22 protein-coding genes are annotated in these 20,205 nt (G+C 65.0%); 8 read left to right on the top strand and 14 right to left on the bottom strand.

Annotation, left to right across the window (positions count from 1 at the left end):
• Positions 1-3: 3 nt before the first annotated feature.
• The 5 genes from AC1D02_RS00895 to AC1D02_RS00875 are packed head-to-tail and all read right to left on the bottom strand — an operon-like array spanning position 4 to position 5,059.
• On the bottom strand, positions 4-1,233 hold the full coding sequence (locus tag AC1D02_RS00895) for an MFS transporter (protein ID WP_477312750.1): 1,230 nt from the start codon (positions 1,231-1,233) through the stop codon (positions 4-6).
• Positions 1,230-1,754 carry a chalcone isomerase family protein gene (locus tag AC1D02_RS00890; RefSeq protein WP_477312748.1) on the bottom strand — a complete coding sequence of 175 codons (525 nt, stop codon included), beginning with the start codon at positions 1,752-1,754 and terminating at the stop codon, positions 1,230-1,232. Before AC1D02_RS00890 ends, AC1D02_RS00895 begins: the two co-directional genes overlap by 4 nt.
• Positions 1,754-2,983 (bottom strand): class I SAM-dependent methyltransferase, encoded by a 1,230-nt coding sequence (locus AC1D02_RS00885; RefSeq protein WP_477312746.1) that lies wholly within the window; start codon positions 2,981-2,983, stop codon positions 1,754-1,756. Before AC1D02_RS00885 ends, AC1D02_RS00890 begins: the two co-directional genes overlap by 1 nt.
• Positions 2,980-3,783: a DUF1365 domain-containing protein gene (locus tag AC1D02_RS00880; RefSeq protein ID WP_477312744.1), complete on the bottom strand. Its 804-nt coding sequence runs from the start codon at positions 3,781-3,783 to the stop codon at positions 2,980-2,982. Before AC1D02_RS00880 ends, AC1D02_RS00885 begins: the two co-directional genes overlap by 4 nt.
• Entirely contained in the window at positions 3,770-5,059 is a 1,290-nt protein-coding gene (locus AC1D02_RS00875) for an NAD(P)/FAD-dependent oxidoreductase (RefSeq protein WP_477312742.1), read from the bottom strand. The genes AC1D02_RS00880 and AC1D02_RS00875 overlap by 14 nt, the downstream gene beginning before the upstream one ends.
• A gap of 316 nt (positions 5,060-5,375) precedes the next feature.
• Between AC1D02_RS00875 and AC1D02_RS00870 the strand changes: the two genes are divergently transcribed.
• The 6 genes from AC1D02_RS00870 to AC1D02_RS00845 all read left to right on the top strand — a co-directional run bounded on the left by AC1D02_RS00870 (position 5,376) and on the right by AC1D02_RS00845 (position 10,858).
• Entirely contained in the window at positions 5,376-6,320 is a 945-nt protein-coding gene (locus AC1D02_RS00870; protein ID WP_477312740.1) for a MerR family transcriptional regulator, read from the top strand.
• Between the two features lie 109 nt (positions 6,321-6,429).
• On the top strand, positions 6,430-7,560 hold the full coding sequence (gene ftsY / locus AC1D02_RS00865) for a signal recognition particle-docking protein FtsY (RefSeq protein ID WP_477312738.1): 1,131 nt from the start codon (positions 6,430-6,432) through the stop codon (positions 7,558-7,560).
• A gap of 6 nt (positions 7,561-7,566) precedes the next feature.
• Positions 7,567-8,229, top strand: coding sequence for a cell division ATP-binding protein FtsE (locus AC1D02_RS00860; protein ID WP_477312736.1), 663 nt, complete (start codon positions 7,567-7,569; stop codon positions 8,227-8,229).
• Positions 8,226-9,146, top strand: a complete 921-nt coding sequence (ftsX, locus tag AC1D02_RS00855) for a permease-like cell division protein FtsX (protein ID WP_477312734.1) — start codon at positions 8,226-8,228, stop codon at positions 9,144-9,146. Before AC1D02_RS00860 ends, ftsX begins: the two co-directional genes overlap by 4 nt.
• Before the next feature lie 304 nt (positions 9,147-9,450).
• Positions 9,451-10,350 (top strand): RNA polymerase sigma factor RpoH, encoded by a 900-nt coding sequence (gene rpoH / locus AC1D02_RS00850; protein ID WP_477312732.1) that lies wholly within the window; start codon positions 9,451-9,453, stop codon positions 10,348-10,350.
• A gap of 106 nt (positions 10,351-10,456) precedes the next feature.
• Complete coding sequence (locus AC1D02_RS00845) at positions 10,457-10,858, top strand: hypothetical protein (protein ID WP_477312730.1); 402 nt, start codon at positions 10,457-10,459, stop codon at positions 10,856-10,858.
• Positions 10,859-10,994: 136 nt separating this feature from the next.
• Here AC1D02_RS00845 and AC1D02_RS00840 read toward each other — a convergent pair whose 3' ends face one another.
• From AC1D02_RS00840 to AC1D02_RS00800, 9 genes are all read right to left on the bottom strand, one after another.
• On the bottom strand, positions 10,995-11,543 hold the full coding sequence (locus AC1D02_RS00840) for a hypothetical protein (RefSeq protein WP_477312728.1): 549 nt from the start codon (positions 11,541-11,543) through the stop codon (positions 10,995-10,997).
• Between the two features lie 135 nt (positions 11,544-11,678).
• Positions 11,679-11,912 (bottom strand): hypothetical protein, encoded by a 234-nt coding sequence (locus AC1D02_RS00835; protein ID WP_477312726.1) that lies wholly within the window; start codon positions 11,910-11,912, stop codon positions 11,679-11,681.
• A gap of 11 nt (positions 11,913-11,923) precedes the next feature.
• Positions 11,924-13,300: a hypothetical protein gene (locus AC1D02_RS00830; RefSeq protein ID WP_477312724.1), complete on the bottom strand. Its 1,377-nt coding sequence runs from the start codon at positions 13,298-13,300 to the stop codon at positions 11,924-11,926.
• Positions 13,297-14,019: an ABC transporter ATP-binding protein gene (locus AC1D02_RS00825; protein WP_477312722.1), complete on the bottom strand. Its 723-nt coding sequence runs from the start codon at positions 14,017-14,019 to the stop codon at positions 13,297-13,299. The genes AC1D02_RS00830 and AC1D02_RS00825 overlap by 4 nt, the downstream gene beginning before the upstream one ends.
• A complete protein-coding gene (locus AC1D02_RS00820) occupies positions 14,016-14,414 on the bottom strand; it encodes a GntR family transcriptional regulator (protein ID WP_477312720.1) in 399 nt (132 codons plus the stop codon). Before AC1D02_RS00820 ends, AC1D02_RS00825 begins: the two co-directional genes overlap by 4 nt.
• A gap of 180 nt (positions 14,415-14,594) precedes the next feature.
• Positions 14,595-15,176, bottom strand: a complete 582-nt coding sequence (locus AC1D02_RS00815; RefSeq protein ID WP_477312718.1) for a TerD family protein — start codon at positions 15,174-15,176, stop codon at positions 14,595-14,597.
• Between the two features lie 15 nt (positions 15,177-15,191).
• Positions 15,192-15,890, bottom strand: a complete 699-nt coding sequence (locus AC1D02_RS00810; protein WP_477312716.1) for a TIGR00266 family protein — start codon at positions 15,888-15,890, stop codon at positions 15,192-15,194.
• A 160-nt stretch (positions 15,891-16,050) separates the two neighbouring features.
• Positions 16,051-16,626 carry a TerD family protein gene (locus tag AC1D02_RS00805; protein WP_477312714.1) on the bottom strand — a complete coding sequence of 192 codons (576 nt, stop codon included), beginning with the start codon at positions 16,624-16,626 and terminating at the stop codon, positions 16,051-16,053.
• Between the two features lie 91 nt (positions 16,627-16,717).
• Positions 16,718-17,767, bottom strand: coding sequence for a DUF475 domain-containing protein (locus AC1D02_RS00800; RefSeq protein WP_477312712.1), 1,050 nt, complete (start codon positions 17,765-17,767; stop codon positions 16,718-16,720).
• Positions 17,768-17,871: 104 nt separating this feature from the next.
• Between AC1D02_RS00800 and AC1D02_RS00795 the strand changes: the two genes are divergently transcribed.
• Together AC1D02_RS00795 and AC1D02_RS00790 are read left to right on the top strand one after the other, a co-directional pair.
• Positions 17,872-18,780, top strand: a complete 909-nt coding sequence (locus AC1D02_RS00795; RefSeq protein WP_477312710.1) for a LysR family transcriptional regulator — start codon at positions 17,872-17,874, stop codon at positions 18,778-18,780.
• A 72-nt stretch (positions 18,781-18,852) separates the two neighbouring features.
• Entirely contained in the window at positions 18,853-20,193 is a 1,341-nt protein-coding gene (locus AC1D02_RS00790; RefSeq protein ID WP_477312708.1) for a hemolysin family protein, read from the top strand.
• Positions 20,194-20,205 lie beyond the last annotated feature (12 nt).

Genomic DNA, 20,205 nt, shown 5'->3' with positions numbered 1-20,205 from the left:
TTTTTAACAGTCTCTCAGGGGCGCGCGCCACAGCATCGAAGCCGCCGCCAGTTTCAATGCACACGGCAGCAGCGCGTACGCCGCCGCCAGCTCGGTCTCCGCGCCCGGCATTCCAGGCTGGTAGCCGAACCATCCCAGCAAGGGCAAGGCGATCCCCGCGGCCAGCGCCAGCGTGAGCTGCACGCCCCAGTTCCAGACGCCGAAATAGGCTGCTTCCCGCGCGCCGCCGTGGCCGGCCCCCGCAATGACCCCGGCCAGCAGGGCCGGCGGCAATGCCAGTTCGGCGCCCAGCGCCAGACCCGACAGGATGCAAATCGTGCCGAACGCGAAAGCGGCGCCTGGCGACAGCCCGAACGCCCAGACGAACACCAGCGCGGAGGCCAGCATCGCGCCGGCCCATGCGCGCGCCTCGCCAAAGCGCCGCGCCAGCGCGATCCACAAGGGCATCGACAGCGCGGCGGCACAGAAATACAGGATCAGGAACAGTCCGGAAAGGGCCCCCAGGCGCAGGCGGTCGGCGGCAAAGAACAGGAAGAGCGTGGCGGGAATCGCCGACGCCACGCCGTTTACGATCAGCACCGCGAACAGCGCGCGGAAGCGCGGCTGCCGGAACGGCAGCGCCAGCTCGCACCAGTGCGGAACCGCGGCCGATGCGCGCGCTGGCCTGCAGGCTTTCGCCAGCAGCAGCAACGCCCCCGCCGCCAGCGCCGCGGCGAAGGCGATCGACAAGCCGCCATAGCCGGCCGTCGCGGTGACCGCGGCGGCCAGCACCACACCGGCCAGGGCGCACGCTTCGCGCACGCCTGTCACGCGCGCGCGTTGCGCCGGCGCGCCCGTCAGCGCCGCCCCCCAGCTCTGGTGCGCGATGCTCGCCAGGCCGAAACCGAAGTAGACCAGCATCAGCGTGGCGCCGAACCAAGCCAGCGTGGCGCCGGCGCCCATCGGCGGCGGGTTGAACAGGCCGATGAAGCCCCCCAGCAGCGGCGCCAGCGCGATCATGACGAAGCGCGGATATGCGCCGCGGCCGCGCGCGATCCACCACCCTAACAGCGGATCGATGAAGGCGGCGCCGATGCGCGCGGCGAGCAGCAAGGCGCCGATCAGCGCCAGCGGCAGCCCGGCGCGCGCCGCATAGAACTGCGGCAGGTAGACGTAGATCGGCAGCGCGACCATCGCCAGCGGGAGCCCGAACGCGCCGTAGCACAGCAGGTTCGGCAGCCCGAGCGGTTTCATCGCGGCGCAGCCTGTTTCAGCAGGGCCGCGCGCAGTTCCGGCGCGGTGGTGGCCGGATCCAGCCAGATGCCGGAGAACGCGCGCGCGAAGTCTGGGTCATCGATGCGGCCCAGCGGCTTCCCGTCGAAGTAGAACTGCGCGCCGGCGCCCGGCGCGAATACGCCGGTGATGTGGCTGCCCTCCGCGACATCGGGGAACATCGCCAGCATCTTCTGCAGCCATACCTTGCGCTCGGCGGGCGTGCCGGCGCCGATCTTCTCCATCTGCTCCGCGCTCGCCTCGGCGATCTTCTTGCCGTACAGCTTGCGCGCGTAACGCAGGTCGAGGGCGAACGGCGCATCGAGGCGATAGCCCTGCTCGCCCACCCACAGGTCGGCCGTGTAGATCTTCAAGGCGAAGTAGGTGTAGGCGCCGGAGCCGGCCAGGCGCGCGTGCGGGAGCGCCGCTTCGATATGAGCCGGCGCGGCCTGCGCCAGCGCGGCCGAACATGCCAGCGCGACCATCGCAATCAGCCGCCGCATCACGCGCCCTCCTTCACCAGCGTGAAGTGCATGACGTCCGTGTTGCGCGCCCTGAACGCCGCCTCGCAGTAGCACAGGTAGAACTCCCAGGTGCGGATGAAAGTCTCGTCGAAGCCTTGGGCGCGCACCGCGTCGAGCTTCGCGTGGAAGGCGCGCCGCCACGCGGCCAGCGTGTCGGCGTAGTCGGTGCCGAACCCGAGCCGGTCGACCACGCGCAGGCCATGCTGGCTTGCCAGGCGCTCGAATACCGATGGCGACGGCAGCATCCCGCCGGGAAAAATGAACTGCTGGATGAAATCGGTGCCCTTGCGATAGCGCTCGAACAGTTCGTCGGCGATGACGATGGTCTGGATGCAGGCGCGCCCGCCCGGCTTCAGGCTGCGCGCGACGCACTCGAAGTAGCTCGGCCAGTAGCTCTCGCCCACCGCCTCGAACATCTCGATCGAGGCGACCGCGTCGTACTGGCCGCTGCTGTCGCGGTAGTCGCACAGGCGCAGGTCGACCTGTTCCGCCAGGCCGCCATTGATCATCCGCTCGCGGGCGTACGCCAGCTGCTCGGCCGACAGCGTCAGCGCGGTCACGTGAGCGCCGGCGCCGCGCGCGGCCATTTCCGCAAATCCGCCCCAGCCGCAGCCGATTTCGAGCACCCGCGCGCCGGGCGCCAGGTCGAGCTGGTCGAGGATGCGCCGGTATTTCGCCACCTGCGCCAGTTCGAGGTCAGACCCGGACTCCGCCGTGAACAGCGCGCTCGAATAGGTCATCGACGGATCGAGCCACAGCTTGTAGAACTGGTTGCCGATGTCGTAATGCGCGTGGATGTTCTTGCGGCTGCCCGCCTTGCTGTTGCGGTTCAGCAGATGGCGGATGCGGTAAGCCAGGCTGCCCCACCAGCTGCCGTACACCAGCGACTCCATCTCCGCGCGATTGCGCGCCAGCAGTTCGATCAGGCCGGGCAGGTTGTTGGTGCTCCAGTCGCCGTCGATGTAGCTTTGCGCGAAGCCGATGTCGCCGGAGCGCATCGACGCGGTGAACAGGTTCCAGTTCTTCAGCTCCAGCGCGGCCGGCGCGGACTGGTCGCCGTAGTGGCGGCTGGCGCCATCGGGCGTGCGCAGGGCCAGCGCGCCGTGGCGCAGCGACTCGAGCATTTTCAGGATGATGCGGGCGGCCGCGGGCGGCGGCACGGCACGGGCGGGCGAATCGGCTGGTGCGAATTTCTGCATGGAGGTCATCGGGTCACCTTTTGTTGGGGCGGTAGGGGTTTCGAACGGAAAGGCACGCGCTTGAGCCAGAGGCGCGCCGCCTGCAAATGGATGCGCACGACGACGCCGAACGTGAGCAGCGGATAGAGCAGAAATGCGTTGGCGACGCTGGCGACGCTGACCGGCGCGGCAATGCCCGACACGCTGGTCTGAAGCACCAGCCCTTCGGCGTCTTCATAATCGATCGCGGCCACGGTGTGCTCGGCGAGCGCGCCGCCGCGGGGGCGCATCACGCGCATGAAGCGGAAGCGATAAGCTCCTTCCACCGGCAGGAACGGCGACACGTGAAACAGCTTGCGCGCCACCATTTCGCCGCCATTCGGGATCTCGAAGCCGTCGTCGAGCAAATAAAAATGCCGCTCGCCGAAGGTGTTGCGCACGTCGCACAGCACCGCGCGCAGCTCGCCGCTGGCGCGATGGCAGAACCAGAACGAGACCGGGTTGAACACGAAGCCCAGTACGCGCGGCATGGCCTGCAGCCAGACCTCGCCATCGGCGTCATGCACGCCTTCCTTTGCCAGCAGTGCGTCGATCCACTCGACCAGGCCGGTTTCGCCGTCGCCGTGGTCCGCGTCGTGAAACGACAGCAGGTTGAAGCGGTTGCGCGAGAACAGCGCGCAGTGCGGCTGCCCTGCGGCCATGCTGCGCAGCGGCAGGCGCAGATAATAGGCGCGGTACTCGAACGCGTTGAGCGCGGGGCGCAGGCGCTTGTGGCGAATCTGCCCGAAGCACAACTGCGGGCAGGCATTGGCGGCATCACGCTGCAGCATCCTGCTGTGCCTCCATCAGCGTAGCGAGCGATGCGGCGACAGCGAGGCCGGACTTGAGCCCGTCCTCGTGGAAGCCGTAACCGGTCCAGGCGCCGGCGAACCAGGTGTTCTGAACGCCCTGCAGGGCTGCGATAGCGCCCTGGGCCGCCACCGCGGCGCGGTCGAACACCGGATGGGCGTAATCGAATTCGCCCAGCACGCAGGCCGGATCGGGCGCGTCGACCGGATTGAGCGAGACGATCACCGGCGTCTCGCAGGGCAGCGGCTGCAGCATATTGAGCAGGTAGTGCACGCACACTTGCGGCGCGGCGCCGGCGCCGCTCTGGTAGTTCCAGGCCGACCAGGCTTTGCGCCGCGCCGGCAGGCAGCTCGCATCGGTATGCAGCACGGCGCGGTTCGGCTGGTAGCGGATCGCCGCAAGCGGCGCGCGTTCGTCGGCGCGCGCATCACACAACAGCGCGAGCGCCTGGTCGCTGTGGCAGGCCAGGACGACATGGTCGAAATATTCGACTCCGGCGGCGGTCTCGATCCGCACCGGGCGCGGACCCGCGGCGCCGCGCTGCACTGAATGCACAGGGGCGTCCAGGCGGCGCGCCGGAATCGCGGCCAGCAGTTTGTCGACGTAATTGCGCGATCCGCCCTTCACGGTGCGCCACTGCGGACGGTCGCTTACCTGCAGCAGGCCGTGGTTGTGACAGAAGCGCACGAAGGTCGCCAGCGGAAACGCCAGCATCTGGTCGGATGGGCAGGACCAGATGCAGGCGGCCATCGGCAGCAGGTACCAGTCGCGAAACTGCGCGCTGTAGCCATGCGCGTCGAGCCAGGCGCCCAGCGCCATGTCCGGCATCGCCGCTTCGTTCCTGGCCAGCGCGGCGCCCTCGCGATTGAAGCGCAGGATGTCGCGCACCATCCGCAGGAAGCGCATGTCGAGCAGGTTGGCGCGCTGGGCGAAAACCGTGTCCAGATTGGCGCCGGCCCATTCCAGCGAGCGGCCATTCGCCCGCGGCAGCCTGACCGAAAACGACATGTCGCTCGGCGCGGTCTCGACCCCGAGTTCGGCGAACAGCGCGATGAGCTGCGGATAGGTGCGGTCGTTGAACACCAGGAATCCCGTGTCCACGCCGAACGTGTGTCCGTCCAGGCTGATGTCGACGGTGTTGCTGTGACCGCCGAAATACTTGCCTGCTTCAAACAATGTGACGTCGGCCCCGGCCTGCACTAGCCGGTATGCGCACGACAAGCCCGCGATCCCCGCCCCTACGACTGCGATTTTCATGAAGTCTCCGTCCTATTTCCACTATTTGTCTTGGACAATTCATATTTACCACGCAAAATACGTGAAATAATCAATGGTGTCCACAGTTTGTCGTGGACAAATTTACTGACAGGAGTTTATACGCCGGTATTGTCAAACTGGATTCACCGGTGCGATGTTTTTTCGAATTTGGGCGCACACCCGTTGACTAAATTCTTTTTGGAAATACACCACAGTTTTGTCTAACTAACTGTTAGTTAAAGTAGAATATGAAATACTGTTATTCCGCGCAAATGTCCTGCACAATTAGAGCTATCTGCTAAAAAAAGAACCCGCCATGTCAAACGCCGCCACCCCTGCCATTCTTTTCAGCATTAGTGATGTCGAACGCGATATCGGTGTCGCCAAGGAAACGCTGCGGGTCTGGGAACGACGCTACGGCTTTCCCCAGCCGCAGCGCGATGCGAACGGCGAACGCGTCTATCCGCCCGATCAGGTGCAGCGCCTGTCGCTGGTCAAGCGCCTGCTCGACCAGGGCTACCGGCCCGGCAAGATCATGGCGCTCGGCGCCGATGAACTGGCCGAGCTGGGCGCCAAGCCTGGCAGCGCGGCGCCGGTGCGCGGCCTGGAGGACCCCGAGATCCGTGCCTGCATCGACCTGCTCAAGGCGCACAAGCTGGCCGAACTGCGCCAGCGCCTGTCGCAATCGATGCTCTTGATGGGACTTCAGCGCTGCGTGCTCGAACTGGTGGCGCCGCTGACCACGGCCGTCGGCACCGCATGGGCGCGCGGCGAAGTGGCTGTATTCGAGGAGCACCTGTTTTCCGAGATCCTGCAAACGGTGATGCGCGCCGCGATCGCCGCCGCGACCCAGCAGGCGAGCCACGCGGCCGCGTCGCCGCGGGTGCTGCTGACGACCGTGCCGCAGGAGCGCCATGGCCTCGGCCTGCTGATGGCCGAAGCGCTGCTGGCGCTCGAAGGCGCTCACTGCGTCTCGCTCGGCGTGCAGACGCCGCTGGGCGAAATCGTCGAGGCGGCGCGCAGCCAGCGCGCCGACATCGTCGCGCTGTCGTTCTCCGGCGTCAGCACGCCACGCTCCGCGGTCGAGAACATCAACGAACTGCGCAGCCGGCTGGGCGAGCAGGTCGAAGTGTGGAACGGCGGCGCCGGCGTCGAACTGGCGCGCCGTCATCTCGGCCCGGGCGCGGTGCTCGACCTGGCGACGATTCCCGCCGCGGTCGCGCGCTGGCGCGCCCAGCGCGCCGGCGCGATTGCAGCTTAAACAAGACTCGCGCGGCGCCGCCGCCCTGCTCTGGTAAAATATCGGCCAATCGATTCGTCGTGGCCGGCCTTGCCGGCCATGTGCATGCAGCGCCCGCCCCCTCATACCAATGTTCAGTTTTTTCAAGAAGAAGCAGGCTGTCCCGGAGACAGCACCTCCAGCGCCGCAGCCCGCGGTGACGCCACCGTCCACACCCCCGATGGGGTCAGGTCCGCAGGACCAGACCCCGGCTACCGCGTCCTCGCGCCGCTACGGCTCGACCTCGACCTTCGTCGCGCCCGCGGCGCCGGTGCAGGAAGTGATCGCCGAAACCGCCGAACGCCCGGTGTCCGAAGCGGAGCGCAGGTCGTCGTGGATGGAGCGCCTGAAGGCCGGCCTGTCGAAGACCTCGTCGAACCTGTCGCTGCTGTTCGTCGGCGCGCGCATCGACGAGGACTTGTACGAGGAACTGGAATCGGCGCTGCTGATGGCCGACGCCGGCATGGACGCGACCCAGTTCCTGCTCGACGGCCTGCGCCGCAAGGTCAAGGAAGACAAGCTGCTCGACGCGGCCGCCGTCAAGGCCGCACTGAAGGTGCTGATGATCGACCTGCTGCGCCCCCTGGAAAAGCCGCTCGAACTGGGCCGCCATGTGCCGCTGGTGATGATGATCTCGGGCGTGAACGGCGCCGGCAAGACCACCACCATCGGCAAGCTCGCCAAGCATATGCAGAAGTACGACCAGTCGGTGCTGCTGGCCGCCGGCGACACCTTCCGCGCCGCCGCGCGCGAGCAGCTGATGGTCTGGGGCCAGCGCAATAACGTCACCGTCATCTCGCAGGCCTCGGGCGACCCGGCCGCGGTGGCGTTCGACGCGGTGCAGTCGGGCAAGGCGCGCGGCATGGACGTGGTGATGGTCGATACCGCCGGCCGCCTGCCCACCCAGCTGCACCTGATGGAAGAACTGAAGAAGATCAAGCGCGTGATCGGCAAGGGCATGGACGGCGCGCCGCACGAAGTCCTGCTGGTCATCGACGGCAACACCGGCCAGAACGCGCTGGCGCAGGTCAAGGCCTTCGACGACGCGCTGGACCTGACCGGCCTGGTGATCACCAAGCTAGACGGCACCGCCAAGGGCGGCGTGCTGGCCGCGATCGCGCGCACCCGCCCGGTGCCGGTGTACTTCATCGGCATCGGCGAGAAAATCGAAGACCTGCAGCCGTTCAAGGCGGACGAATTCGTCGAAGCGCTGCTCGGATAACCACACATGATCGAATTCCAGTCTGTCTCGAAACAGTATTCCGCCCACGCCGTCGCCCTGCGCGACGTGTCCCTCAATATCGCCAAAGGCGAACTGGTTTACCTGGCCGGCCCGTCCGGCGCCGGCAAGTCGACCCTGCTGAAGATGATCGCCGCGATCGAGCGCCCGAGCGCCGGCGCGATCCTGGTCAACGGCCAGGACATCGGCAAGCTGCGGCGCGAAGGCGTGCCTTTCCTGCGCCGTAACCTCGGCCTGATTTTCCAGCAGCAGAAACTGCTCAACGACCGCCACATCCTGGCAAACACCATGCTGCCCCTGCTGGTGATGGGCGCCTCGAAGTCCGAGGCCGAGCAGCGCGCCCGCGCCGCGCTCGACAAGGTCGGCCTGCTCGATCGCGCCAAGGCGCTGCCGCTCGAACTGTCCGGCGGCGAGCAGCAACGCGTGGCGATCGCCCGCGCCATCGTCAACCGTCCGCAGATCATCCTGGCCGACGAGCCGACCGCCAATCTCGATCGCGTCGCCGCCGACAAGGTGCTCGACGCGCTGCGCGCCTTCCACTCGGTCGGCGTGACCTGCCTGATCTCGACCCACGACGAGCAGGTGCTCGACGCGGCCGGCCGCGTGATCCATCTCGATCATGGCTCGCTGGTATCCGGAGGTGCGGCATGAAGGGCTGGCTGCGGCAACACCGCTTCGCGCTGCGCGCGGCGCTCGGCAACGTGCGCAAGGCGCCGGGCAGCTTCCTGTTCAACGTCGTCGTGGTGGCGATCGCGCTGGCGCTGCCGTTCGCCGGCCTGACCCTGCTCGACAACGTGCGGCCCATGTCGGAGCAGTTGTCGGTCGATCCCGAAATCAGCTTGTTCGTCAAGCCGCAGGCCACGCGTGAACAGGCGCTGGCGCTGGCGCCGTCGCTGCGCCAGATCCTCCATGCGAACAAGGCCAAGATCACCTTCGTGCCGCGCGAGCAGGCGCTCGAGTCGCTCAAGGCCAAGAGCGGCCTGACCGACGTGCTGGGCACCTTGGGCGAAAATCCGCTGCCGGACGGTTACGTGATGAAGCTCGACGGCTTCAAGAGCGCGGCCGACGCCGGCCAGGTCGATGCGCTGGCCGATCAGCTGCGCGCGCTGCCTGGCGTGGACACGGTGCAGGTCGATTCGGCCTGGGTCAAGCGTCTTGCCGCGCTGCTCGGCGTGCTGCGCCTGGCGCTGCTGCTGCTGGCCGTCACGCTCGGCATGGTCGTCATCGCCGTCGTGTTCAACACCATCCGCCTGCAGGTGCTGACCCAGCGCGACGAGATCGCGGTGTCCAAGCTGATCGGCGCGACCGACGTGTTCATCCACCGGCCGTTCTATTACACCGGCGCCCTGCTGGGCATGTGCGCCGGCGCGGTGGCGCTGGGTGCGGTGGCGCTGACGCTGCGCCCGCTGAACGTGGCGATCGCGGAATTCGCGCGGCTGTACGCCAGCGAGTTCCAGCTGATCCCGCTGGGGCCGGCCGGCGTCGCCGCCCTGCTCGCGGTCAGCGCGGGACTGGGGCTGGCCGGCGCGATCCTGTCGGTCCAGCGCCACCTGGCGCGGCTGAACTGATCGCAACGGGCGGATCCGCGCGACCGCCCCGTTCCCCGACGCAAGTGCGTGAACGAACAGAACCGCTCCTCCTTGCGCGCTATTCTGTGCGTAATCAACAACTTATCGGCGCAGTCCACTACAGTGGTGGCTGCCCGCCGAATAGATTCCATGCGGCAATATTCAGGCTATCGCGGCCATAGCTTCGGTCGATTGGCACTCTCCACAAGAGAGTGCTAAACTATGCGCGCAAGGCGGGGAAATCGACGACCCACCGCCCGCATCCGGAAGTACAACATGCTGCACCCATAGACGAGGCAACCACATGACGACAATGTCCGCACACTCCGCACTGGTCCCGACCGGCACCCGTGCGTTGGAGTTGGGCTTCACCGGCAATCTCGGCAACATCGACGCCTACATCTCGGCAGTGAACCGCCTGCCGATGCTGACGCACGAGCAGGAAATTTCGCTGGCCAAGCGCCTGCAGGAAAAGAACGACCTGGCCGCCGCGCAGGAGCTGGTGCTGTCGCACCTGCGCCTGGTGGTGTCGATCGCGCGCGGCTACCTCGGCTATGGCCTGCCGCACGCCGACCTGATCCAGGAAGGCAATATCGGCCTGATGAAGGCGGTCAAGCGTTTCGACCCGAACCAGGGCGTGCGCCTAGTGTCGTACGCGATGCACTGGATCAAGGCCGAGATGCACGAGTACATCCTGAAGAACTGGCGCCTGGTCAAGGTCGCCACGACCAAGGCGCAGCGCAAGCTGTTCTTCAACCTGCGCAGCAACAAGGTGGGCCTGGACGCGATGTCGCCGACCCAGATCGACGCGCTGGCCAAGCTGCTCGACGTCAAGCGCGAGGAAGTGATCGAGATGGAAACGCGCCTGTCGGGCCGCGACATCGCGCTCGAAGCGCCGACCGACGACGAGGACGACAAGTTCTCGCCGATCGCCTACCTGTCGTCCGACCTGTCGGAACCGACCAAGGTGCTGGAGGCCGAGCAGGTCACGCGCCTGCAGTCGGAAGGGCTGGAGACGGCGCTGGGCAAGCTCGATCCGCGTTCGCGCCGCATCGTCGAAGCGCGCTGGCTGGCCAACGACGACGGTTCGGGCGCCACGCTTCACACGCTGGCCGAAGAATTCGGCGTGTCGGCCGAGCGCATTCGCCAGATCGAAGCGGCCGCGCTGAAGAAGATGAAGGGATCGCTGTCGGCGTTCGTGTAAGCGAGCCGCAGTCCAGCAAAAAGGCGCCTGCGGGCGCCTTTTTCATGGGAGTCGGGGTCTGGTCCTGCGGACCTGACCCCATTTTTGATCGTGCTACCATGTCCCCATGATGAAAAAAACATCCTCGTGGGCGCGCCTCTGGTGCACCGCTACCCTGCTCAACCTGGCCGGCTGCGCCGGCATCGCGGCAGATCAGCCGCTGCGCAGCGGCAGCCATCCGATGGAACCGAACCAGGTCTTAGCCCTGACGCCGACCATCTCGGTGCGCTACGACCGGTTTACCGACAGCCGCTGCCCGAAGGGCGCGATGTGCATCTGGGCCGGCAAGGTCAGCTACGAATTCACCCTGACCAGCCGCGCCGGCAGCGAACATTTCGCGCTCGACTACGAGGGCGACCGTTTCGACTCCAAGATCCTGCCAGGAGTCCATTTCGGCATTTCGTTCGCCGGCGTGCGCGACCGGCCGATCGAACATCACGCGGTGGTGTTGGAGGTGATGGCGCCGTAAGCAAGGGTCATGTCCGCCGGAGTGACGGGGGCGCCGCCTCGCATACGCGGGCGCCCCAGGTACCATGCGCGTCAACTTCGCGCCCGAATGTTCGTCGACGCCAATCGAATTACCAACCAGATTCTCCGTAAATCAGCTATTTGATACGAGGGGGAGCTGCATTGCATCCCGCGACTAAAACTTGAGCAATATGCGATGATCCGACATACTTAAAAAGCGTCGCTTTCGTCAAATCGTACGGAATCTTATCGGAGAATTCCACATCCGTCAGATAACCAATTCCACACGGACGCTCTGAAATCAGATATAAAGCTGGACCTCCTCCGACTTCCGGCGAGATCGAGCGATTCTTGCGCAACAACGTCCGCACTGGGTCCCCAACGCCGACCCCGTCGCGGGTCTTCAATCCCGGTTTATTCACGGTCAGTCGCCAGATTTTACCATCGTAGATTTCAGCTTCGACCTCGCCTGCGCCCACAGTCGCACGCAATAGTTCGACGCGATCCCCATTTTCATCTGTTTGCCATTCTCGCCGCAAAACCCGTTCTTTTGCGAGCTGCGGAACGAATTGTCCAATTCTCAAACCGCCTATCGCGTTCCCATCGATCACAATATCGCTCGCGGTACAATTTCCTGCGATAACGACGGCAAAACAAAATAGCGCTGCAATGAAAACGACGCGCATTTGCGCTCCTGTGTTTGACCTTTTGATTATTTTGGACCCGAAACAATTCTACTAGGAAAATTCGGCCAGGCTAATTAATCTACGCTTCCAATGCGGCCGCACCCAGCATCCGCACCATTGGGTTGCGCTGACGGATCAAATAATGTGAAAGGAACGTATTCGCCGAAAGGATAATGGGAGCTGTCGTGGTGATTTCATTATTTTAGTGAACAGGGCGAGGACGGTTTCCGGATCGAGTTCGAGCTGGCGCGCTTCGAGGGCGGCACGTTCCAGCGTTGGGCGCAGCGGGTCGGCGCGCTTGGCGACGCCATGGGCGCGCGGCGCCACGTCGGCCACCGCCATGCCAGTGCCGCGGAGGCGGTTCAGCACTGCCTCCATTATCAGGCGCGCCGCGCCGGGAAGGCGGGCGCTGCGCGCACCATGCGCCTCCATCGAATTCCCACGAACGCCGCCGCCGCGCACACCGTCACCAGCGCCACGACACTCCACAAATGCATGCTGCCCTCCCCCCAGACAGCCAGAAACGCACAAACGCCGGCTCCCACCGCCAACACGCCCATGATCGTCGGTAACGGCTTGACAGCGCGCGCATGATCGGACAGCGGAATACCCATTAGCGGCAACCCGAAGGCGCACACGGCCAGCGCGCGCAAGGTCTCGTCCAGCGTCGCGCCAAGCACGAGCAGCGCCGCCACGCTCAGCGCCGAATACGCGCACCACATCTTCGCCAGGCGAAGGACGAAGTGCCGCGCCAGGATACGGTTCATCTCGGAGGCGTTCGGCGCTCCGGCCGCAAGCCGCACCAGGCCCTGTTCCTGGATGCGCGAGGAGAAGCTGGTCAGCATGCTCGAAGCGACAAGCAGTTGAATGCCCAGGAGGACGATCACAATCGACCCACGCACAAAGTGCAGTTCCGCATGCGCGTCCTCGCCCTTGTATGCGCTCCATCCTGCCAGCGCGGCGCAGGCCACGGTCAGCACCGCGAGCTCGAAACGAGGCACGCTGTCGCCCTGGCCCCCGAGAACGCGCATGAACAAGGGCCTGTCATCGCCCCGTTCGCGCGGCTCCAGGCGCAAGAAACGCGCGACTCGTCCCACCTTCGCCAAACTCCTGGCGATCATCGCTTCAAGGGGCGGCGTTGGAGTTGCTTGCGCCAGATGAGGCGATACGCCGAACTTGCGGCGCAGGAAGCGGCGCAGTTCGAATGCGACCACGATCAGGCCGGCCGCCGCCGCCGCGTCGCTGTTCCAGATCGCCTCCATCCATCCTGCAATCGGATGCCCGAGTGTCGACCCCAAGACGCCCATTAACCAACAGACGGCGACCACGCCGTTCAAATTGAGCAGGGCAAGACCGGCGATCGCCGCAATGTGCCAGGGATGGCCCAGTGGCAGCGCCAAAACCAGCACCATCAAAACGACTATCGCACCCCACGCCGCGACGGTGACGTTGCGTGCACGCTCGCGCAGGCGCGGAACCAGCCTTCCCGCCACCGGCCGGCACTGCTCGGCGATGGATCGCAGCAGGTAGACCCACCACATCAGGCACAGCATCGCCAGCGGAACGCCGGCGCAGAATGCGATGACGACCGCACGGGCGCGGGAGGGCTGCATCGCCGCGCCGCAGACCACCGCCGCCAGTGCGAGCAAGAGCAGGCTCCAGGTCAGGCCAAGGCTGCCAATACCACCCATGCTGCGCCGATGCTGGATCGGTTGCCTGACTATCTCGGCCCAGGCTTTGAGTTCGGTCGCCATCATTGCGTCACCTCGACGAACAGGTCTTCCAGCGACTGGCCGTTGGCGCGTTCCAGCAGGTCGTCGAGAGGGCCTTGCAGCACGATCCGGCCGTGCTTGAGGAAGGCCGCATCGAGCGCCACGCGTTCGAGGTCGGTCAGGATATGGGTCGAGAACACCACCGTCGTATCGCGCTCGATCACGCGTTCGACCAGCTCGCGCAGGAAGTCGCGCCGCCCCACCGGATCGAGCGCCGATACCGGCTCGTCGAGGATCAGCAATTGCGGATCGTGGGCCAGCGCGCGGATGATCGAGAGGCGCTGCTTCTCGCCGCCGGACAGCTGGCGGATCGGACGGGTGCGCATCGCATCGGTGAAGCCCCAGCGCGCCAGCAGCGCCTCGACCTTGGTCGTGTTCCAGTGCGGGTACAGCGACCGGAAGTAGGACAGCATCTGGTTCGGCGTCTGCCAGTCGAACAGGTCGGGGGTCTGCGGCACGTAGCCTATTTTTGCGCGCGCATCGGCCGACAGGTTGGCGACGTCCTCGCCGAAGATGGTGACGGAGCCCGCGTCGACTTCGCGCAGCCCGAGCATGCACTCGAGCAGGGTCGACTTGCCGGCGCCGTTGCGGCCGAGCAGGCCCACCACTTGGCCGGGCTCGATGGTCCAGTCGAGGCGGTCGAGGATGGTCTTGTCGCTGAATCGCTTGCTGATCGACGAAACGTGGATGATGGGAGCGGTCATGATGCCTCTTTCATTATTTTGGTGAACAGGGCGAGGACGGTTTCCGGATCGAGTTCGAGCTGGCGCGCTTCGAGGGCGGCGCGTTCGAGCGTGGGGCGCAGCAGCTCGGCGCGCTTGGCGACGCTGTGCGCGCGCGGCGCCACGTCCGCCACCACCATGCCGATGCCGCGGCGGCGGTTCAGCACCCCTTCCATTTCGAGGATGCCGTAGGCCTTGGACACGGTCATGGGATTGAGCGCCAGCGTCTGCGCAATGTCGCGCACCGACGGCATAGCGTCGCCGGGCGCGAGCTGGCCGCCGGCGACCAGGCGGCGCGCCTGCTCGACCAGCTGGCGGTAGATCGGCTCGGACGAACCGGGCGCGATCGAGAAAATCTGGGCGGTGTGTGTGGTCATCGTATTTGCTGTATTAATTAACTAATACAGTAAACATGATTATCGGAGAAGTCAAGCGGCTTCGACAAACCCGGGGCGTAAACAAAAAAAAGCAGGTCCGTCTGACGGGACCTGCAAAGGGGCACTACGGGAACGCGGTAAAAATGGAGACCGATCCGGGGGACCGGTCTCCGGTGCTGCTTACAGGTGCGGGGTGATCATCGGCATCAGGTCATCGAAGGTACGGCCGCTGCCGTTTTCGCCGATCGCGTGCATCTTCCATTCGCCGTTGTGGCGATACAGCTTGGCCATGATCTGCGCCGTGTGCGCGCCCTGCACCGACAGGTCGTAGCGCGCCACTTCCTTCTGGTCGGCGGCGTTGACGATGCGGCAGTAGGCGTTCTGCACCTGCGCGAAGTTCTGGCCGGTGAAGCTGTTCACCGTGAACACCAGCGACTTGACGTGGCCTGGCACGCGCGACAGGTCGACCATGATCTGCTCGTCGTCTCCGTCACCTGCGCCGGTTCGGTTGTCGCCGGTGTGGACGATGCTGCCGTCCGTGCTTTTCAGCTGGCGGAACCAGACCGCGTCGACCGTCTTGCCGCCTTCGTCGAACATCAGGCACGAGGCGTCCAGGTCGACGCTTTCGCTCCTGGCGCCGAAGCCGAACAGGCCGCCCTTCTTGATGGCGTCCCAGCCCAAGCCCATGACGATGCGCGACAGCGTGCCGCCGGCTTCCTTGTCGAGCGAGATTTTCTGGCCCTTTTGCAAATTGACTGACATGTGATTCTCCTTGAGTTAGCGCGACGCACCCTGCTGGGTCCAGGCGCGGAATGCGGCCCGGTTGCGCGAACAGACATATACTTTTCCACGGCCGGAAAACCGCAGCACCACGCCTTCTCCGCTGGTCTGGCTGTTTACCAGGTTGCCGAGAAAGCCGCCGCTGTTACCGGTCGTGATCGAGATTTCGTAGCGCAGCGTGCTGTCCCAGCAGACCACGTGCGAGTTGTCGATGATGGCGTCCTTGCCCGGTTCGACGTCGAGCACCGACATCGAACCGAAGCCGGACACCGCCACCTGGCCGCTGCCGCCCGTCTCGGTGACGAAAAATCCGCCGCTCTGGGCAAACAGCGCGTTGCCGATGCTTTGGGTCTTCACTTTGAGGTCGACTCCGGCGCTGGCGGCGACAAAGGCACCGTCGCTGATGATGTAGTTGCTCGGCCCGACGTCGACGATCTGCATCGCACCGGGCAGCGTCGGCGACAGCAGGCAATCGCCGTCGCCGCGCACCGCTTCGATGTGCTGCTGAAAGAACGATTCGCCGTTGGCGAAGGTGCGCATCAGCGCGCTGCCCAAACCGCCCTTCATCTTGCCCTTCAGGTCGAGCGTCGCTTCCATCATCACCATCGCGTCCGATTCGCAGTAAATCGTGTCACCGCGCTTCAGGGACACATGGAGGAACGGATCGACGTCTCCCGTCACTGTAAACACTGGCATCTGGAGCCTTCCTTTCGAGTGCTGCTAGTTGCACGGTAAGTGCGGACATTCGCGCCCCCGGTATTGGGGTCAGGTCCGGCGGACCTGAGCCCGGGTTTGACGCCGCACTTATTCTGTTGCAGCCCGACGCACGGGGCGCGGGCCGCAAACCGGTTGGGCGTTAAACGTTCACGCCGAAGTTCTTGGCCAGAGGCCCGAGGCCGCCCTTGAAGCCCTGGCCGATGGCGCGGAACTTCCAGTCGGCGCCGGCGCGATAGACTTCACCGAAGATCATTGCCGCTTCGGTCGAGCCGTCTTCCGACAGGTCGTAGCGGGCGATCTCGCTGTTGCCGGCCGCATTGACGCAGCGGACGAAGGCCTTGGACACCTGGCCGAAGTTCTGGCGCCGCGCCTCGGCATCGTGGATCGTGACGCAGACGGCGATCTTGTCGACGTCGGCCGGCACCTTGGCCAGGTCGATCGTCACGGTCTCGTCGTCGCCTTCACCGGCGCCGGTCCGGTTGTCGCCGGAGTGGGTCACCGACCCGTCGACCGACTTCAGGTTGTTGTAGAAGACGAAGTCGGCGTCCGAGCGCACCTTGCCGGCGCTATTGAGCATGAAGATGGCGCCATCGAGGTCGAACGCCGCGCCGTCGGTGCTGCGAATGTCCCATCCGAGGCCGACGACCATCTTGTTCAGGCCGGGAGCTTCCTTGCTCAGGTTGACGTTGCCGCCTTTTTGCAGACTGATAGCCATGATGTGAATCTCCTAGTAGGTAAATCAAAGTGAACACCTGGGTACTTCCACACACGCAGCGAACTGGTGTTCTGCCGTTCGCCGCGAATCCTTACGCCGCTACTTCGAGCTGCTTCATTTCCTTCTTGTGGCGCAGCGAGGACCACAGCGAGGCGACGATGAACGCGACTCCGATCAGACCCGTGAACACTTCCGGGATGTGGTACTTCATGCTGCCCAACATGATCAGGGCCAGGATGCCGATGGCGTAGTGCGCGCCGTGCTCCAGGTAGACGAATTCGTCGAGCGTGCCCTGCTTGACCAAGTACACCGTCAGCGAGCGGACGAACATCGCGCCGATGGCCAGGCCCAGCATGATGATCACGACGTCGGTGGTGATCGCAAAGGCGCCGATCACGCCGTCGAAGCTGAACGATGCGTCGAGCACTTCCAGGTACAGGAAGGCGCCGATGCCGCCGCGCTTGACCATCTCGCCGACATTGCTGCCGTCGCTCTCTTCCTTCTCCAGCAGGCTGCTGATCGCATCGACGCCGACGTAGATCAGGATGCCCCACAGGCCCGAGATCAGCACCACCATCTTCTGCGCTTCGCCCACCAGCGACAGGCTGCCCATCAGCGCGCCGATCGCGATCATCACCGAGATCGACGACACCTTGCCGAGCGATCCGATCTTCTCTTCGACGTGGCCAAGCCAGTGCATCTCTTTCGTTTCGTCGAGCAGGAAGTTCAGGAACACCAGCAGCAGGAACATGCCGCCGAATGCCGCCACTTCAGCGTGGTGCGCGGTCAGGTGCGCCGAGTACTGCTTCGGATCGTTCAGCGCCAGGTGCCACACGTCCATCAGGCCCAGGTCCGCGGCCATCGCCACGATCACCAGCGGGAACAGGAGGCGCATGCCGAACACCGCGATGATGATGCCGACGCCGAGGAACAGCTTCTGCCAGAATTCGTCCCAGGTCTTGAGCACCGAGGCGTTGACCACCGCGTTATCGAACGACAGCGACACTTCCATCACGCCGAGAATGGCGGCGACGCCGATCGCGGTCAGCGCGCCGGGCCAGCCGGTGTGCGAATATCCCCACCAGCCAGCTGCCGCGAGGCAGAGCGCGGTGACGATGAATGAAACCCGAAAGTGCTTCATGTTGTTTCCCCTTCTTGTTTGAGTTGATGGCGCTCAGTGTAGGTGCGTGCAGCAAATTGAAAAAGCGAAGATAATCGAACCTATACTTCTGAAAAACGGGAATCATGAAAAACACCGGGATGAATTTCCGCCACCTGTACTACTTCTGGGTGGTGGCCAAGGAAGGCGGCGTGACGCGCGCGGCGCAGCGACTCGGGCTGGCCGTCCAGACGGTCGGCACCCAGCTGTCGCTGCTGGAGCAGGCGGTCGGCAAGCAGCTGTTTTCGCAGCAGGGCCGGCGCCTGGTGCTGACCGAATCGGGCCGCACCGCGCTGGCGTACGCCGACCAGATCTTCCTGCTCGGCGAGCAGATGCAGGAGGCGCTGGGGGAGTCGGACAGCCACAAGACCCGGCTGACGGTCGGCATTTCGGACTCGCTGCCGAAGCTGACCGCCTTCCGCCTGCTCGAGGCGACCATGCACCTGGATCGCCCGGTACGGCTGGTGTGCCACGAGGGCCAGTTCGAAGCGCTGCTGGGCGAGCTGGCGCTGCACAAGCTCGATGTGGTGCTGACCGACCGCGCGGTGCGCTCGGGGACCACGCTGAAGGTGTTCAGCCACCAGCTGTTCGAGAGCGCGACCATCGTGGCCGGCGCGCCGGCGCTGGCGGACATCTACGCCCGGAACTTTCCGGCCAGTTTGAACGGCGCGCCGTTTCTGCTGCCGACGCGCAATAATGCCCTCCGCGGGCGAATCGACGAATGGTTCGAGCAGCATGCGGTGCGGCCCGATATCGTCGGCGAGTTCGAGGACAACGCGCTGCTCAATACGTTCGGCCGGCGCGGGCTGGGGCTGTTCTTCGCGACGGCGGCGCTGACGAGCGACATCTTCGAGCAGTTCGGCGCGGTGCTGGTCGGGCCGGTACCGCAGGTGCGCGAGCAGTTTTACGCGATCTCGAACGAGCGCAAGATCAAGCATCCGGCGGTCGAGGCGATCCTGTCGGCGCTGCACCAGGGCGGATTGAATCGCGGCTGAACTGTACAATGCTGCAAAGATGGGGTCGGGTCCGCAGGACCAGGCGTCGCCCTCCAATACCAACCATAGAATATGCAAAACGTCCTGCTAGTCCTGCTTGCCCTCGTCCTCGTCGTACTGAACGGATTTTTCGTGGCGGCCGAATTCGGCATCGTCACCCTGCGCAAGACGCGCGTGCGGGCGATCGCCAAAACCCAGGGACTGCGCGGACGCATCCTGTCGAAGGTGCACAGCCAGCTCGACGCCTACCTGTCGGCCTGCCAGCTCGGGATCACCCTCGCCTCGCTGGGCTTGGGCTGGGTCGGCGAGCCGGCCTTCGCGCGCCTGCTCGAGCCGCTGTTCGCCATCGTCGGCATCACCGCGCCCGAAGTGGTGCACGGCGTTTCTTTCGTCTTCGCGTTCGGGATGATCTCGTTCCTGCACATCGTGGTGGGCGAGCTGGCGCCGAAGTCGCTGGCGATCCGCAATCCGGAGATCATCGGCCTGTGGAGCGCGATCCCGCTGTACGGCTTTTACTGGGCGATGTACCCGGCGATCTGGGTGTTGAACAGCAGCGCGAACATGGTGCTGCGCATGGCCGGCCTCGATGGCAAGGGTGGCCACGACGCCCATTACTCGAACGAAGAACTGAAGCTGATCCTGCGCACCAGCCAGCCCGGCGAAAAATTCACCCGTGACGAGCGCCATATCCTGGCCCAGTCGCTCGACTTCACGCAGCTGACGGTGTCGGACCTGATGCGGCCGATCCGCGAAGTGATCGCGCTGCACGCCGGCAAATCGCTGGAGGACAACCTCGAGACGATGCGCCGCAACCGCTTCAGCCGCTATCCCTACTTCGATACCGACGGCGAGGACGTGCTGGGCGTGATCCACATGAAGGACCTGTTCTTCGCGCAGCAGACAGGACGTCCGATCGGCGACCTGGCGCAATACCTGCGGCCGGTCGAGACGATGTCGGCGCGCACCAAGGCGCAGGAGATGTTCAGGCGCTTCCGCGAAGGCGCGCCGCACTTCGCGCTGATCGGCGAAAAGGGCAAGCGGCCGGTCGGCTTCATCACGCTCGACAACCTGCTGGGCGCGATGGTGGGCGAGATCCATGACGAATTTCGCCTCAACGAAAACGACTGGCTGCGCCAGGAAGACGGCACGCTGGTCGGCAAGGCCAGCCTGCCGATCTTCTCGCTCGAGCGAACGCTCGGCATCGACATCAACAACGAAGAGATGGGGATGGACGAGGTGGAGTCGGTCGGCGGCCTGTTGATGGTCAAGCTGGGCGACATCCCGAAACAGGGACAGCGCATCGAGTTCCCGCGGTTCGACATCGTGGTCAAGAAGATGAACGGTCCGCGCATCGTGCTGGTGAAGGTAATCCCCCAGCTGCACCGCGAAGTCGACACCGACGACCACGATTAAACCAGGCTTGTC

Source organism: Massilia sp. P1_C10, assembly GCF_056406475.1.
Note: the sequence above shows the minus strand (reverse complement) of the source record. Positions and strands in the feature narration are given on the sequence as shown.